This is a genomic window from Pantoea sp. B270, assembly GCF_018726825.1.
GTDB classification, from domain to species: domain Bacteria; phylum Pseudomonadota; class Gammaproteobacteria; order Enterobacterales; family Enterobacteriaceae; genus Pantoea; species Pantoea dispersa.
In genome coordinates this window covers 298,147-312,294 of the sequence record NZ_JAHCSX010000002.1, presented here as the reverse complement: position 1 = coordinate 312,294, position 14,148 = coordinate 298,147, and the positions used below count along the sequence as shown (strand labels likewise).

Below are 14,148 nucleotides of genomic sequence, written 5' to 3'. Positions count from 1 at the left end.
ATAAATATCAAGTAGTACTGGCTAAAGCCATTTTCTGTAATTTTCATCTCCATGTAAAGATTTCTTCCGCTTTTCGCTCACAGCGGACCTTAAACTTCATTATGTTAAGAAGGTGACTGAACTCACTCTGCCTCGTAAGGAGCATGAATAACGCCGTCGTAATTCCTATGTTTCTCGTTGCCGTTCCGCGAGTGCATGTTTTGCTGCGCGTGATGCCCATTCATCAGATTGGTCCAGGTGTTCAATCTCGGCTTCTGCTATCGGCGTGACACGGATCAGCGGAACTGAGCCAAAAGGTAAATTATCAATCCTGCGGTCATCAAGGCTGAGAATGATTCGGGTCAATGGGTGATATTCGTCTGTAAGCGTACAAAACAGGATTGCGCCATATTTTTCAACATCGTCAGTAACCTGATACCCATCTGTAACGAGATCGCCCAGACTAATCAAGAGAGAAGCCCAGCCATCCATCGGGTGGCTGATGGTAGTAGAATCGTCTAATTCCATGAAGAGTTCGCAGCCTACGCCATTTACCGGGTCAGCAATGCCGGCCCAGGGCGTCGAGAGGCCATCGGTGGCAAGCGTAAATGTCGTTTTGCTCTTAATGTTGAGCACTCGACGATGGGGCCCGAACCAGTTCGTCTGGTTGTGTACGCTTGCGTCATCTCGTTCAGCTATCAATTCATCTGAGACACTGCCATACCTTTCCCAAAAGGCTCGTCTTGCTATAGAGGCGGCCTCATAAATCGGGTCTTGGGGACCGCGCGGCACGATTGTCTTATCGAATAGTGTATCAACTGTAACGCGCCCGCTTATTAACGGTATTTTAGATCTTGTCCAGCGAACGATGACCTTATTAAAAGGCTGTAAATGTGATGCTTTAAGTTTCTCGACAACCTCCCGGACCGTTCGAAGGACGTGTTTCCCCTCTGCAATGTGACTCCCATCTGCATACATGTAGCCTCCAGTTAGTGAGGAGACGTCAGCCTGTTCGGTTATAAAGAACCATTCTCCATTCACAGCGCCAACGGGTGCCTTGTCTAAGGCCGAGCGTAAGTCTCTTGCCGCATCAGCGTTTGAATATGCTGTCATGTCTGTCCTTTAGCTTCACGTCTTAGCTATCTTTTGTAGTTTACATTCCAAGCCCTGAGTGCCAAAGTGGCGCGCAGGTAGTCGAGAACATGAATGAATGGCGACTGTTTATAAAAATACTCTCGTGGATGCAAAAGTACCCACGTCCGATTCTCGCTCATATGGGACAACCATAATCACATCTCCTAACCCTAAGGAGATTGAGCATGACAACATCCCCCTGGAACAAGGGCCGTATTATTGGCCAGAAACGGCCTCTTCAGATCTCTCATATCTGGGGAATCCGTATCAGACTTGAGCTGGAAGGAAAGTACGCGATTTAGCACTGTTTAACATGGCTCTGGTCAGTAAACTTCGGGGCTGTGATCTGGTTAAGCTAAAAGTTTCTGATGTGGCCTATGGGCACTCTGTTTCGGGCAGAGCGACAGTGCTGCAGCAAAAAACGGGAAGCCCCGTTCAGTTTGAACTGACTAAGGTAACCAGAGAGGCTGTAGCAGCGTGGATCAAAATGGCTCATCTACGTAGTAGCGACTATCTGTTCCAGTCCCGCGTCGGTTCTTCACGACATATTTCAACCAGGCAATATAACCGTATTTTTCATGGATGGATTGATAAGCTGGGTCTCGACGAGACTCTGTACAGTACGCATTCTATGCGAAGAACCAAGCCATATCTGATCTATAAAAAACGAAGAATCTTCGAGTGTTCCAGCTACTGTTAGGTCACAAATACCTCGAAAGTACAGTCCGTTATCTCGGTATTGAAGTGGAAGATGCTCTGGAGATAGCTGAGTCTATTGAAGTTTAATTTGTGAGGGCTGCAACAGCAACCCTGTGCCAGAAGTGGACGTTACGAATGTTGGTAAGGTTCTTGAAATCCAGCTCATGAAATCTTTAAATCTAACGGAACATAAAGAAAAATATGGAGAATGCCAATGCATTATGTTCCCTCTGCCGGACTTAATTATCGCTGTCTCAGCCACACTGACTGGCCATTTTATCTGGCATTAAATCAGGACCGCCATGTTATGCATTTCATTAGCGATTCACGAACGGAAGAGGAAATCAGAATCCACTCCTTTGAGAAGCGTTTGCAACCGTGGCAAAAAGGCAGTGAACACTGGCTGTGTCTCGTTATCAGTCAAAAGAATACACATTTACCCATTGGAGTAACTGGCTTTATTGAGCGTAGTGAGGGCATTGCGGAAGTAGGGTTCATACTTGCTTCGGAATTTCATGGCAAAGGTTTTGGCAGCGAGTCCTTAAAAGATATTGCTCGTTTTGCATTTAACACACATGGATATCACAAGCTAACAGCGACAGTTACCTCGGGTAATGAAGCCTCACGCAGGACATTGCTTAAGGTAGGATTTCAACATGAGGGCACATTAAGGCAAAACTATTTTCTTCAGGATCGCTGGCAGGATGACTGGGTTTTTGGATTGTTAAAAGACGAATTCAGTCATTAAGAATGCTTTAGCTGGGATAGACATCAATTATCGAAGTCAGCTACTCGCTCAAAGCGGACATACACTTGTTCACACTCCGCTTTAAGCCAAAGGCAAACATCTCAACATAACCAGGTTTTATTCGATGCGTTTCACATCGGGATGATGCTCAGTTGCAGCTTCATGAAAGATATCACCCAGCCAGCCTGCAATTTCGTCTTCTGGCATATCATCTGGAATAGCGATATCAAACATTCGCGAAAATTTTCTTTCTGTCACGTCGGCGCGAAATACCTGCCAGCCATCCTCCTTGCGCAGAACGCCAATGTGCCGGCCAAAAACGTCATAAATCAACATATTCACTCTCCTGTGACATCAATCAGACTCTGACGCCATACTATACCAACGCCGATACAAATCGCTGGAAAAAGCCGCACTCCGCCACTATTATCGGCTCACTTATTCACCCGCTGATAACTAAGGAGGATCTCTATGCCGTCGTGTGAACTGTTTGTTTACTCACACTTCTATGGTGACTGGACCCGCTCAGGTTTTACCGCACTCGTGCTGCGATAATCCGCCTGAGCGAAGTTCTGACAATCTAATCCCTTCTCTCCGGCTTACCGGGTTGTCGTCAGCGAAATTCTGACGTAAGGCTTTTTTGCGCCTGCAACTTGAGAGTAAGTAGATGAGCACACTCCTTTCCGCACATGCCGTCGGCTTCGACAATGCCTTTGGCCCGCTTTTCCATTCCCTGGATTTCAGCCTGAAAAAAGGCGACCGCATCGGCCTGATTGGCGACAACGGCAGCGGTAAAAGTACCCTGCTGAAAATTCTCAGCGGTGAACTGGCCGCCAGTCACGGCAGCGTTACACCAGCCAGCCACTGTCTGCTGGCGCGCATCGAACAACACCTGCCGGAAACGTTATTCGGGGCCTCATTGCTGGATGGCGTGATCGCCCGGCTGCCCGCAGCACAGCGCAACAGCGAGCGCTGGCGTGCCGAGGCGCTGCTGCATACGCTGGGTTTCAGCACAGCGCAGCAGTCACAAACCGCGGCGACGCTGAGCGGCGGACAGCATATGCGGCTGTTGCTGGCGCGCGCGCTGATTCTGCAGCCCGATTTACTGTTGCTGGACGAACCGGGTAACCATCTCGACCTGCCGACCCTACTGTGGCTGGAGAATTTTCTGATCGGCTGGCAGGGCAGCTTTGTGCTGGTGTCCCACGACAGCGCGCTGCTGGACCGCGTCACCAACTGCAGCGCAATCCTGCGCGATCGCACGCTGCATGTTTTCCGTCTGCCCTGCACGGCCGCCCGCGAGGCGCTGGCGCAGCAGGATGAAGCCGATGCGCAGCGCCACCAGGCACAGCAGCAGGAGATCGCCCGGGTTGAGAGCAGCGCAAAACGGCTGGCGATCTGGGGCCGGACCTATGACAACGAAGGTCTGGCGCGTAAAGCAAAACAGATGGAGAAGCGCATCGACTGGCTGAAAGCCGCGCAGACCACGCTCAGCGCCGGCAGTCCGTGGCAGCTGCAGTTACAGGGCGAAGCGCTGCAGGCGGATCGCGTGCTGGCGCTGTCGCCGATGTCGATTCAGCCTGCTGCCGGGGCGCCGACCCTTTTTTCCCTGCCCGCGCTGCAGGTGAAAAGTGGCGATCGCATCGCGATTGTCGGCCACAACGGCTGCGGCAAATCCTCACTGCTGCGCCAGCTGTGGCACAGCTGGCAGCAAGGCGACAGCCCGCTGTTTCATCCGCGCGCCCGCGTCGGCTATTACGATCAGAGCCTGCAACAGTTGCGTGACGACCAGACGTTAAGCGCGGCGCTACACGGTTTCGCTGCGCTGAGCGATGAGCAGTGCAAAATGGCGCTGATTAGCGCAGGCTTTCCCTGGCTGCGACATCAGCAGAAGGTTGCCTCACTCAGCGGTGGTGAGCGCTCGCGCCTGCTGTTTGTTGGCCTGACGCTGGCGCGCTACTCGCTACTACTGCTGGATGAACCGACCAACCATCTGGATATGGCAGGCAAAGAGGAGCTGGCGCAGGCGCTGCAGCAGTTCGCCGGCGCGGTGCTGCTGGTGTCTCACGACCGCAGCCTGATCGCCAGCAGCTGCAATCGCTTCTGGCTGATTGAACAGCAGCAGCTGAGCGAGTGGCACGACTGGCCGCAGGTGACCGCCAGGCTGGCCACCGCCCATGTGCCAGTCGATTACCCGCTTGCCGCTGCCGCCGTCGATGACCGCCCGGGCGATGAAGATGCGCTGTTGCAGGCGCTGCTGGTGCTGGAAGAAAAGCTGCAGCAGGACGAAGCGCGTAAGGCAAAGCATCAGAAACCGGCGCAGCAGCAGCAGTGGCGCAGGGAGATTGCGCAGCTGAAGCAACAGCTGAATCTGCTCTGAACGGATTGACTGACGGGGTATCGCTAACCCACAACCTGCGCCAGGGATGGCGCACTCCCCTGCGGCTGACAAAATTCCGCAGAATTTTTCTCCAGTTTGTCCCGCTTAGTGATTATTATTCTCGCTAAATTTAAGGGACGATGATGCACACAATGACGAAAAAATGGCTGTTTGCCGCGCTGACCGCGCTGGTGATGATTCTGGTTCTCTGGGCATATTCGGCGTCACGCAGTAAACCCAATCCGCTGATGACTGCCGCGGTGCGTCAGGGCGACATCGAAAACGTGATTGCCGCCACCGGCAAAATGGACGCGATTGAGCGCGTTAACGTCGGTGCGCAGGTCTCCGGTCAGGTGAAAAAGCTGTATATCAAAGCCGGCGACAACGTGCGTAAGGGCCAGCTGATCGCGGAGATCGATGATCAGCCGCAGCGCAGCGATTTGCGTAATGCGCAGGCGGCACTGAGCGTGGCGCAGGCGGATTTACAGACCCGTCAGGCTACGCTGGTACGCCAGCAGGCGCAGTTTCAGCGCCTGCAGCAGATGGTCAAAACCAACGCCGTTTCCCGCCAGGATTTTGATACCGCCGCCGAAGCGTGGCGCATCGCCCAGGCAGAGCTGACGGCGCAGCAGGCGCGGGTGATTCAGGCGCAGATCGAAGTGGATAAAAAGCAACTTGATCTCGGCTACACGCGCATCATGGCACCGATTGACGGCACGGTGGTGGCGATCGTCACGAAGCAGGGCCAGACCGTAAACGCCGTACAGAGCGCCCCGACCATCGCCAAACTGGCGCAGCTCGGCACCATGACCATCAAAGTGCAAATCTCCGAGGCGGACATTACCAATATTCAGCCCGGCCAGCAGGCGTGGTTTACCACCTTCGCCAATCCGGATAAACGTTATAACGCCACGCTGCGCAGCATCGAACTGGCTCCTGAGTCGGTGATGAAAGATGATGCGCTGATGGGCAACAGCGAAAGCAATACCGTGAGCAGCACGAACGCGGCGGTCTATTACAACGCCCTGCTTGATGTGCCGAACCCGGATAATGCGCTGCGCATCTCCATGACGGCGCAGGTTAATCTGCTGCGTGACCAGGCGAAAAACGCGCTGCTGGTGCCGGTGCAGGCCACGAAAAAGGCCAGCGATGGTCGTACTTACGTCGAAATCGCGGATCAAAATAATCAGCCTGAGAAGCGCTACATCACCACCGGCATCAGCGACAGCGTTGACATCCAGGTGCTAAGCGGGCTGCGCTTAGGGGAAAAAGTGATCCTTGCCACGCAGCAGCCGGGCGCGGACAAGGTGGTGATGTGAATATCATCGAACTGCACAACATTCAGCGCAGCTACGTCAATGGTTCGCAATCCCTGCAGGTGCTGAAAAACATTAATCTGCAAATTGCCAGCGGCGAAATGGTGGCGATCATCGGCCCCTCGGGCTCAGGCAAATCCACGTTGCTGAACATTCTTGGCTGCCTTGATGCGCCGGACAGCGGTGATTACCTGATTGGCGGCAAAAATACCGCCACGCTCTCGCCCGATGCGCTGGCGCAAGTGCGGCGCGAGCACATCGGCTTTATCTTTCAGCGCTATCACCTGATGCCTGATCTCAGCGCGCTGAGCAACGTTGAAATACCGGCGATTTACGCTAACTTATCCGGCAACGCACGCCGTCAGCGCGCCGCACAACTGCTGGCACGGCTCGGATTACAGGGGCGCGAACAGCATAAGCCGGGCGAGCTGTCAGGCGGCCAGCAGCAGCGTGTCAGTATTGCGCGTGCACTAATCAACGGTGCCGAAATTATCCTCGCCGATGAGCCCACCGGCGCGCTCGATTCGCACTCCGGTGAAGAAGTGCTGCGCATCCTCAGCGAACTGAACCGCGAAGGTCACACGGTGATTATCGTTACCCACGATATGAAAGTGGCGCAGCACGCGGAACGCATCATCGAAATTCAGGACGGCGAGATTTTTGCCGACAGCGGCAGCGCTGCCACGGCCGCAAAAACGCGCTTTACGCCAGCGCCACGCAAGCGGCAAAGCAGATTCCGCGGTCTGCTTGACCGGCTGCGCGAATCATTGCGCATGGCGCTGAATGCCATGAACGCCCACCGCCTGCGCACCGCACTGACTATGACCGGCATTATCTTTGGCATTGCCGCCGTTGTCACCGTGGTGGCGCTGGGCCAGGGCGCGCGGGAAAAAACGCTGGAGAGCATTTCCGGACTGGGTACCAATGTGGTTTCTATTTATGCCGGCGGCGATTATGTCGAGGATGAGGCGCATCCGGTACAAACCCTGGTGATGGCCGATGCCGATGTGATTGCGCGCCAGCAGTTTGTCGCCGCCGTCAGTCCGGAAATCATCGCCACGCAGCCCATTCGCTACCTGGCCAACGCCTCCAAAACTTCAGTTTCCGGCGTAGGCGTCGACTATTTTCGCATTCAGGGCATTAAGCTGGTGGAAGGCAGCAACTTCAGCGATGAGCGGCACGCGCGCCAGGAAGTCATTATTGATATCAACACACGCAATAAATTATTTGGCGAACAGGGCCCGAGCCCGATTGGCAAAATGATTGTGCTGGGATCGGTGCCGGTGCGGGTTATTGGCGTGGCCAACAATGAAGATGGGCTTTCGCCCAACCGTCTCAGCGTCTGGCTGCCGTGGAGCACGGTGATGTATCGCATCAGCGGTCAGACCGCGCTCACCAGCATAAGCATCAAACTTAAAGATGATGTGGTGAGCGGTGCGGCGGTGGAATCGCTCACCCAGCTGCTGACGGCGCGCCACGGCACCAAAGATTTCCTGATGTTCAACCGGGACAAGTATCGTAAAGCGATAGAAGGTGCGGCGGCCACGCTGACGCTGCTGATTTTACTGGTGGCTTCGATTGCGCTCATGATCGGCAGTATTGGCGTAATGAACATCATGCTGGTGTCGGTGACCGAACGCACCCATGAGATTGGTGTGCGCATGGCGGTGGGTGCGCGACGCGGCGACATTATGCAGCAATTTATGATTGAAGCCGTGCTGGTGTGCCTGGTGGGCGGATCGCTCGGTGTGGCGCTGTCTCTGGTGATAGGTCCGGTCATTTCACTGCTGGCTGGCGGCGTGCTGACCGCCATCTACTCATGGCAATCGGCTGGCGCAGCGTTTGCCTGCTCAACCATTATCGGCATGATATTTGGTTATCTGCCCGCGCGCAAAGCCGCACGAATGGATCCGGTCGCCGCGCTCGCCAGCGAATAAATCAACAACCGGACCGGCACATTATTCATGCTGGTCCGGCCATTTCAGGTCTAATCCGAAAGTCATTAAATCAATTAGCCCCGCAGGTCATCATCGGCGTAGACTGAACGCGTCTCTAATTTAGACACATCACCGATTATCTATTCGATGGCTATCACTCGCCCGAGAGTAAGTTATGTTAGAACCGCACTATTTTTATTTATGTCACGATCCGGACGCCGGCTGGGTATTGCATAAAAAAGGCTGTTACGTACTGGAATTTGAGGAAGAGAAGCGCTTTATCGGCTCTTTGTATACTGTGCATCAGGCGCTGACGGTAGCGCGTATCCACCATCCGCAAATAGCCTGTTGCCGCGACTGCCTGCTGGACAAAGGCCGGTCGAAAAGAACGCCGGTTAATAAAGAGAAAAATCTGATTCCCTCTCGCCATTTTGACGACGACCAGAAAAAATAACGGTGCAGATTACGCAAACGTAATGTGTTTTGAAATGGTGAAATAAAGTCACCCGCTTCGCGTTTATTTAGCCGCAACCGGATTCATTTCTGAAAAATAACCGACGGGTAAGTCGGGAAATCCACTCAGCGTTTGTCGCCTGACGGTTTGATATTAAAGCAGTTATCCACAACTGACGTGCAAAGAGGCTGGCTTATCCTGTGGATAAACGCCTGGGCTCCGCCTGTTGCGCCCGCTGAGCAGGATTGGTCAAATTTCGAACGCCAGCCTGCTGCTTTTGTTCGTTTCAAGCCTTCCGGAAACAGCAAAGCCGCCCGAGGGCGGCCTTAACGCAGTGAACCAGTCTGAACTTAGTTATACAGTTCAGCCGTCATGTGCACGCGGTTGTTGGTGTTGGCTTCAGTAATTTTATACTGAGCGCCCTGCTCTTGCGCCTGCGCGGCGATTTTAGCTTCTGCACCGTCCAGTGTAGAGGAAGTCACGGTTACGCTCTGGGCAAAGCTGGCAGCTGACATCAGTGAAAGAGCGGCAACAGCGGCGAGTGACATAGCTTTAATGGTTTTCATGGTCTTATTCCTTAATGGTTGTGGCTGAAGGCTGTGTGCCTTCGATGGAACTAATAATAACTCAGGTTACTATACTGCAATTGATAATTAGTGCGGTTATCGTGATCGTGCTAATTATTTCTGATCGCCCGGTTGCGCCAGCTCAGCGCGCACCGTCGCGATAAATTGCGGCCAGTGTGCAAAACGAATCACCGGAACGTGAGCATGGCGTTGCGTGCGTAATGCATCTGCAAAAGCCAGCGCCTGCCGGTTGATATCCACGTTGTTCAGCATATTGCGTTCTCCTGCCAGACAGTCTGCGCTGCAAATTCAGCAATATCGCCAGAATGATTGATACGCTGCGAGCCTGACTGCACGACAAAAAAGGCCGCCCGTCAGGCGACCCGTTCTGGCACATCCCTGTGCAACCATCCGTTATTTGTAGAGTTCAGCGGTCATGTGCACCAGGTTGTTGGTGCTGGCTTCCAGAATTTTATATTGCGCACCCTGCTGCTGAGCCTGAGCGGCAATTTTCGCTTCGGCACCATCCAGTGTGGTGGAGGTGGCTGAAACGGTTTGCGCGAAGCTGGCAGCAGACATCAGGGAAAGCGCGGCGGCGGCGGCAATGGTCAGTGTTTTGATAGCTTTCATGGTCATATTCCTTAGCGTTTGATGAGAAGGCGCTGCGCCTTCGATGGGGATAATAATAACCATGATTACTATTACAAAATTGATAATTAGTGCGAATACTATGATCGCACTAATTGTTAATGCATGATATTTAAATTATTTATTTATAATCAATAGTTTGATTAGATCTCAATGCCCATAAAGCGGCACAGAGCGTTAAAGCAGCCATCATGTTGAAGGCGAATTGCCACTGAAACAGGAGACGGATGGTTGACGGCAGGATGGGTCTGAGCACGGGCGCGAAAACGTCGCGCCGCGGCTTTGTGGAGGGGTGTCTGACCTCAGACTTTATTTTTATAATTGAAACTGATCTGCGAATTTTGCTCGCGCGGAAGTCGTCTGGCTTCTAAATATACCAATTTCCAGTACGGATTATTCAGTGACGAGCGCATCACGCCCTGGCTGACTGAGGCGTGCAGGAACTGGCGATCGGTGTCGTAAAAGCCGACGTGCAGCTCATGCTTAATGCGGAAGAACACTAAGTCGCCAGGCTGTAAATGCGCCTGATCAACCGGCTTACCCATGGCAATCAGTTCACGCGTTGTGACGCGATCCATGGGAATATTGAAACGATCTTTTAAGGTGCGCCAGACAAATCCGGAACAGTCAACGCCGGATAATTGCGTCCCGCCCCACTGATATTTGGTGCCTTCCCACGAATGCATTTGATCGTGCAAAGCGGCTATTACCGGAATTAAATCGGGCTGTTTACCACCGTCCTGCGAGGTATCAACACTTTCCTGCTCCGGTGCTGGCGAGGAGTGAGACGAGCAGCCAGCCAGGGTTAATAGCATCAGGCAGGCAATCAGGTTGCGGGCCGCAGTAGCAATCATAGGGTGACGTTTCACAGTGGATAACAGGGATAGCAGATTTATACCGTAAAGAAGTTGCAGAAATAAAGCGTCTCCGCCCGAATTCTCGCTGTCTTCACTATTTTTACCTAAGTTTACAGAAAGGTAACGCTATGTATTTAGGATAAAAATCTATATCTTTTGCTGCTTTGCGCCGACAGCGCATATTTATCCGGCAAATTGCGTTTAAATTTTATTCCGCAGCCTGACCGACGGACCTGCTGCGAAATAACCGGAAAGCTTATTTGCGCACGTTATCGCGCAGCGGCGACTCCGGCAGCAACAGCGAAAGTATAAACGCCAGCAGCATAACGCCGGCGGCCATCTGAAATGCGGCATGCACCGCATCACTGAACACCAGCAAATAAGCCTGACGCAGCGCTGCAGGCAAATGGTTCACGGCGACCGGATCCAGCGAGGGCGGCAGCACGTTACCCTGCTCTACCAATCGGGTCGCTCCGGATTTCAGTACGTGACTGAACACAGCGCCAAACAGCGCAACGCCGATCGAACCGCCCACCGAGCGAAACAGCGTAACCGATGAGGTCGCTACGCCGATGCGGCCGGGCGTCACCGCATTTTGCACCGCCAGCACCAGCACCTGCATAGTCATGCCCATTCCCATGCCGAGCACGCTGGAGAACAGATAAATGTGCCAGAGCGGCGCATCCAGCGTCAGCGTGGTCATCAGCGCCATCCCGGTTGTGGCCAGTAGCGTCCCGGCGATGGGGAACAAACGGTATTTCCCGCTGCGGCTAATCATGCGACCACTAATGATCGAGGTGACCAGCAGCCCGCCCATCAGCGGTAACAGCTGTAACCCGGCCTCGGTGGGCGTGGCGTTTTTTACCACCTGCAGATAAAGCGGCAAAAACGTCACGCTGCCAAACAGCGCCATGCCGATAATAAACGCCATCAGACTGGCAAGGGAAAAACTGCGATTGCGGAACAGATCCAGCGGAATGATCGGTTCCCACGCGCGTCGCTCCTCATAGATAAATCCCAATACGCCAACCAGCCCCATGGCCAGAATGCACCATAGCTGGGGATCTGACCATTCGCGCAGCGTGCCGCCTTCACTGGTAAACAGCGTCACGCCCACCAGCGCCAGGCTGAGAAACACCGCACCCGGATAATCGATTTCATGGGGTTTGCGTCGGCTATCCGCTTTAAACACTGCATTAATGATCAGCAGCGCCAGCAGGCCGAGCGGCAGGTTAATGTAGAAAATCCAGCGCCAGGACATGTGCTGCACGATAAAACCGCCCAGCAGCGGCCCAATCACCGTCGCCAGACCAAACACGCCGCCAAACAGGCCCTGGTACCGGCCGCGATCGGCGGGCGGAATGACATCCGCGACCGCCGCCATGCTCACCACCATCAATCCGCCGCCGCCCAGTCCCTGCAGCGCGCGGGTAAAAATCAGCTGCGGCATGTTTTGCGCCAGCCCGCACAGCGCCGAGCCCAGTAAAAACAGCACCACCGAGATTTGCAGCACCGTTCTGCGGCCAAACAGATCGCCAAATTTGCCGTACAGCGGCACAACCAGGGTTGAGGCCAGCATGTAAGCAGTGACGATCCACGACAGGCGATCCAGCCCGCCCAGTTCGCCGACGATAGTCGGCAGCGCGGTCGAGACGATGGTCTGATCAAGCGCGGACAGCAGCATCACCAGCATCAGCGCGCCCATCAGCAGGCGAATGGAAGGCGGGCTGGTTGCCCCGCTGTCGCGCTGCGATGTGATAGATTGAGGTTTCATAACGACACCGTTTGAAATTAATTAAATGCACAATTAATATTAACCGAATTCTGACACGAAACCCGTGAGTACGTAAAGATGACCGCACAAAAAGTGATGGAGAGCGAGACAGCGCCTTCTGATAAACCCCGCCGGCCGGGCCGTCCACGCGGCGGCGCAATCAATGCCCAGCAGCGCGAGCATCTGCTCGACATTACGCTCGCGCTGTATGCGCAAAACGGCATCGCGGAAACCTCGCTCAACGCCATAGCCCGTAAAGCCGGCGTCAGCCCGGCCATGCTGAATTACTATTTTCAGTCGCGCGAGTCACTGCTGGATACCGTAGTCGCAGAACGCTTTGTGCCTTTACGGCAACGGCTGGAAGCGCATTTTGTCGAAGAGAGTAGTGACCCTGTCGCTGCGATCAGCGGATTCATTAAAGAGTTTGCGGATATCGTGCTGAGTCATGACTGGTTCGCACCGCTGTGGCTGCAGGAAGTCGCCAGTGGTCAGGGGCTGGGCGGCACGCTGAAACAGCGTCACGGTCATGCCGGACGCGAACGGATTCGCGCGTTGCTGATTCAGTGGCAGCAGCAGGGATTACTGAATAACCAGCTGAATGTCGATGTGCTGATGACCTCAATTCTCAGCATGGTGCTGGTGCCCTTTACCCGCTTTGCCCACGAGCCGGGCTTTGATACCGAAATGATTCTGCAGCACACCCTCAGCATGGTGTGCCACGGTATACAGCCGCGCAACTGAGTCAGGCGTCGTCGCCGTGGGTCAGCGTCTCCAGCTGCTGCCAGAAATCTTCCGGCACCGGCTGCACGCGAGGTGGCGGCTCGGCAATGTGCTGTTCAAGGGAGGCCAGCAGCTGCTGGGTTTCACTGTTCTGTTTATCGCAAGACGTTGAAGACATATCTAAAACCTAAAAAAACATCAGGCGATTATTGTAAGGATTTCACGCAAAGAATAAATAAACGAGACGGGAAAAAGGGATCTGCCCTGCTTTTTTTTGCCCTCCGCGCAACTTTTTACCGACTGCGGCGAACTGTCTGGCTGAACACCCCTAACCGGACCTCTTTCACCGCAGGAGCAGATCATGACAACTATCAGGCATCTCATCGCTACCCTCACCCTCGGCACCACGCTGAGCCTCGCCGCCTTCGCTGCCAGCGCGGCACTGCCCGTCGGGGCCAAAGCACCTGACTTTGAACTTCAGGGCGCGCTGGCCGGTAAGCCGCTCACCTTCTCGCTGCAGCAGGCGCTGCAAAAAGGGCCGGTGGTGCTCTACTTCTTCCCGGCGGCCTTCAGCGCGGGTTGTACCATCGAGGCGCACGACTTCGCCGAAGCCACGGATGATTTCAAAAAAATGGGCGCCACGGTGATTGGCGTCACTGCCGGTAACACCGAGCAGATCAGCGATTTTTCTAAGCTGGAGTGTCGTGACAAATTCGCCGTGGCTGCCGATCCGGGTGCCAAAGTGGCCGCCGAATATAAAACGCTGATGCAGATAAAAGGCAAAACGCTGTCTGACCGCACCTCTTATGTGATTGCCCCCAACGGCAATATTCTGCTGAGCTATACCGACAGAAACCCGGACACCCATATCGAAAAAGCGCTGGCGACGGTGAAAGAGTATGACGCTGCGCATCCGCAAGCGCAGTAAGTGAGAGG

General features: G+C 54.2%; 15 protein-coding genes and 1 pseudogene. 8 read left to right on the top strand and 8 right to left on the bottom strand.

Features of this window, described 5'->3' with window-relative positions; all coding sequences use genetic code 11:
- Positions 1-165: 165 nt before the first annotated feature.
- The gene (locus KOL70_RS17865) at positions 166-1,092 is read right to left on the bottom strand and encodes a hypothetical protein (protein WP_215481232.1); all 927 of its coding nucleotides are present in this window, start codon (positions 1,090-1,092) and stop codon (positions 166-168) included.
- 206 nt (positions 1,093-1,298) lie between these two features.
- On the opposite strand from KOL70_RS17865, the pseudogene KOL70_RS17860 reads away from it, so the two are divergent.
- A pseudogene (locus tag KOL70_RS17860) lies at positions 1,299-1,899 on the top strand (tyrosine-type recombinase/integrase).
- Between the two features lie 127 nt (positions 1,900-2,026).
- Positions 2,027-2,560 (top strand): GNAT family N-acetyltransferase, encoded by a 534-nt coding sequence (locus tag KOL70_RS17855; protein WP_215481231.1) that lies wholly within the window; start codon positions 2,027-2,029, stop codon positions 2,558-2,560.
- A 117-nt stretch (positions 2,561-2,677) separates the two neighbouring features.
- On the opposite strand, the gene KOL70_RS17850 is transcribed toward KOL70_RS17855, so the two are convergent.
- Positions 2,678-2,896: a hypothetical protein gene (locus KOL70_RS17850; protein WP_058770285.1), complete on the bottom strand. Its 219-nt coding sequence runs from the start codon at positions 2,894-2,896 to the stop codon at positions 2,678-2,680.
- Between the two features lie 331 nt (positions 2,897-3,227).
- On the opposite strand from KOL70_RS17850, the gene KOL70_RS17845 reads away from it, so the two are divergent.
- The 4 genes from KOL70_RS17845 to KOL70_RS17830 all read left to right on the top strand — a co-directional run bounded on the left by KOL70_RS17845 (position 3,228) and on the right by KOL70_RS17830 (position 8,647).
- Positions 3,228-4,940 carry an ABC-F family ATP-binding cassette domain-containing protein gene (locus KOL70_RS17845; protein WP_215481230.1) on the top strand — a complete coding sequence of 571 codons (1,713 nt, stop codon included), beginning with the start codon at positions 3,228-3,230 and terminating at the stop codon, positions 4,938-4,940.
- A gap of 143 nt (positions 4,941-5,083) precedes the next feature.
- Entirely contained in the window at positions 5,084-6,259 is a 1,176-nt protein-coding gene (locus tag KOL70_RS17840) for an efflux RND transporter periplasmic adaptor subunit (RefSeq protein WP_141496116.1), read from the top strand.
- A complete protein-coding gene (locus KOL70_RS17835) occupies positions 6,256-8,193 on the top strand; it encodes a MacB family efflux pump subunit (protein ID WP_215481229.1) in 1,938 nt (645 codons plus the stop codon). The genes KOL70_RS17840 and KOL70_RS17835 overlap by 4 nt, the downstream gene beginning before the upstream one ends.
- 175 nt (positions 8,194-8,368) lie before the next feature.
- Positions 8,369-8,647: a hypothetical protein gene (locus KOL70_RS17830; RefSeq protein ID WP_021508976.1), complete on the top strand. Its 279-nt coding sequence runs from the start codon at positions 8,369-8,371 to the stop codon at positions 8,645-8,647.
- Positions 8,648-8,997: 350 nt separating this feature from the next.
- On the opposite strand, the gene KOL70_RS17825 is transcribed toward KOL70_RS17830, so the two are convergent.
- From KOL70_RS17825 to KOL70_RS17805, 5 genes are all read right to left on the bottom strand, one after another.
- A complete protein-coding gene (locus KOL70_RS17825) occupies positions 8,998-9,213 on the bottom strand; it encodes a YdgH/BhsA/McbA-like domain containing protein (RefSeq protein WP_058759053.1) in 216 nt (71 codons plus the stop codon).
- Positions 9,214-9,327: 114 nt separating this feature from the next.
- Positions 9,328-9,486, bottom strand: coding sequence for a hypothetical protein (locus KOL70_RS17820; protein WP_165899342.1), 159 nt, complete (start codon positions 9,484-9,486; stop codon positions 9,328-9,330).
- A gap of 141 nt (positions 9,487-9,627) precedes the next feature.
- Positions 9,628-9,843, bottom strand: a complete 216-nt coding sequence (locus KOL70_RS17815) for a YdgH/BhsA/McbA-like domain containing protein (RefSeq protein ID WP_059009207.1) — start codon at positions 9,841-9,843, stop codon at positions 9,628-9,630.
- A 320-nt stretch (positions 9,844-10,163) separates the two neighbouring features.
- Positions 10,164-10,715, bottom strand: coding sequence for a C40 family peptidase (locus KOL70_RS17810; RefSeq protein ID WP_215481228.1), 552 nt, complete (start codon positions 10,713-10,715; stop codon positions 10,164-10,166).
- Between the two features lie 259 nt (positions 10,716-10,974).
- Positions 10,975-12,492, bottom strand: coding sequence for an MDR family MFS transporter (locus KOL70_RS17805; RefSeq protein ID WP_215481227.1), 1,518 nt, complete (start codon positions 12,490-12,492; stop codon positions 10,975-10,977).
- A gap of 78 nt (positions 12,493-12,570) precedes the next feature.
- Here KOL70_RS17805 and KOL70_RS17800 point away from each other — a divergent pair, with 78 nt between their 5' ends.
- Complete coding sequence (locus KOL70_RS17800) at positions 12,571-13,233, top strand: TetR/AcrR family transcriptional regulator (RefSeq protein WP_058770292.1); 663 nt, start codon at positions 12,571-12,573, stop codon at positions 13,231-13,233.
- A 1-nt stretch (position 13,234) separates the two neighbouring features.
- Here KOL70_RS17800 and KOL70_RS17795 read toward each other — a convergent pair whose 3' ends face one another.
- Positions 13,235-13,390: a hypothetical protein gene (locus tag KOL70_RS17795; RefSeq protein WP_021508969.1), complete on the bottom strand. Its 156-nt coding sequence runs from the start codon at positions 13,388-13,390 to the stop codon at positions 13,235-13,237.
- Between the two features lie 183 nt (positions 13,391-13,573).
- Between KOL70_RS17795 and KOL70_RS17790 the strand changes: the two genes are divergently transcribed.
- Positions 13,574-14,140 (top strand): peroxiredoxin, encoded by a 567-nt coding sequence (locus KOL70_RS17790; RefSeq protein ID WP_215481226.1) that lies wholly within the window; start codon positions 13,574-13,576, stop codon positions 14,138-14,140.
- Positions 14,141-14,148 lie beyond the last annotated feature (8 nt).

What these genes read in the sequence shown, in the direction of transcription:
- KOL70_RS17850 (WP_058770285.1), bottom strand. Translation starts at nt 2,896, where the DNA reads ATGTTGATTTATGACGTTTTTGGCCGGCACATTGGCGTTCTGCGCAAG.
- KOL70_RS17855 (WP_215481231.1), top strand. Translation starts at nt 2,027, where the DNA reads ATGCATTATGTTCCCTCTGCCGGACTTAATTATCGCTGTCTCAGCCAC.
- KOL70_RS17815 (WP_059009207.1), bottom strand. Translation starts at nt 9,843, where the DNA reads ATGAAAGCTATCAAAACACTGACCATTGCCGCCGCCGCCGCGCTTTCC.
- KOL70_RS17840 (WP_141496116.1), top strand. Translation starts at nt 5,084, where the DNA reads ATGCACACAATGACGAAAAAATGGCTGTTTGCCGCGCTGACCGCGCTG.
- KOL70_RS17805 (WP_215481227.1), bottom strand. Translation starts at nt 12,492, where the DNA reads ATGAAACCTCAATCTATCACATCGCAGCGCGACAGCGGGGCAACCAGC.
- KOL70_RS17825 (WP_058759053.1), bottom strand. Translation starts at nt 9,213, where the DNA reads ATGAAAACCATTAAAGCTATGTCACTCGCCGCTGTTGCCGCTCTTTCA.
- KOL70_RS17820 (WP_165899342.1), bottom strand. Translation starts at nt 9,486, where the DNA reads ATGCTGAACAACGTGGATATCAACCGGCAGGCGCTGGCTTTTGCAGAT.
- KOL70_RS17810 (WP_215481228.1), bottom strand. Translation starts at nt 10,715, where the DNA reads ATGATTGCTACTGCGGCCCGCAACCTGATTGCCTGCCTGATGCTATTA.
- KOL70_RS17790 (WP_215481226.1), top strand. Translation starts at nt 13,574, where the DNA reads ATGACAACTATCAGGCATCTCATCGCTACCCTCACCCTCGGCACCACG.
- KOL70_RS17845 (WP_215481230.1), top strand. Translation starts at nt 3,228, where the DNA reads ATGAGCACACTCCTTTCCGCACATGCCGTCGGCTTCGACAATGCCTTT.
- KOL70_RS17795 (WP_021508969.1), bottom strand. Translation starts at nt 13,390, where the DNA reads ATGTCTTCAACGTCTTGCGATAAACAGAACAGTGAAACCCAGCAGCTG.
- KOL70_RS17830 (WP_021508976.1), top strand. Translation starts at nt 8,369, where the DNA reads ATGTTAGAACCGCACTATTTTTATTTATGTCACGATCCGGACGCCGGC.
- KOL70_RS17800 (WP_058770292.1), top strand. Translation starts at nt 12,571, where the DNA reads ATGACCGCACAAAAAGTGATGGAGAGCGAGACAGCGCCTTCTGATAAA.
- KOL70_RS17865 (WP_215481232.1), bottom strand. Translation starts at nt 1,092, where the DNA reads ATGACAGCATATTCAAACGCTGATGCGGCAAGAGACTTACGCTCGGCC.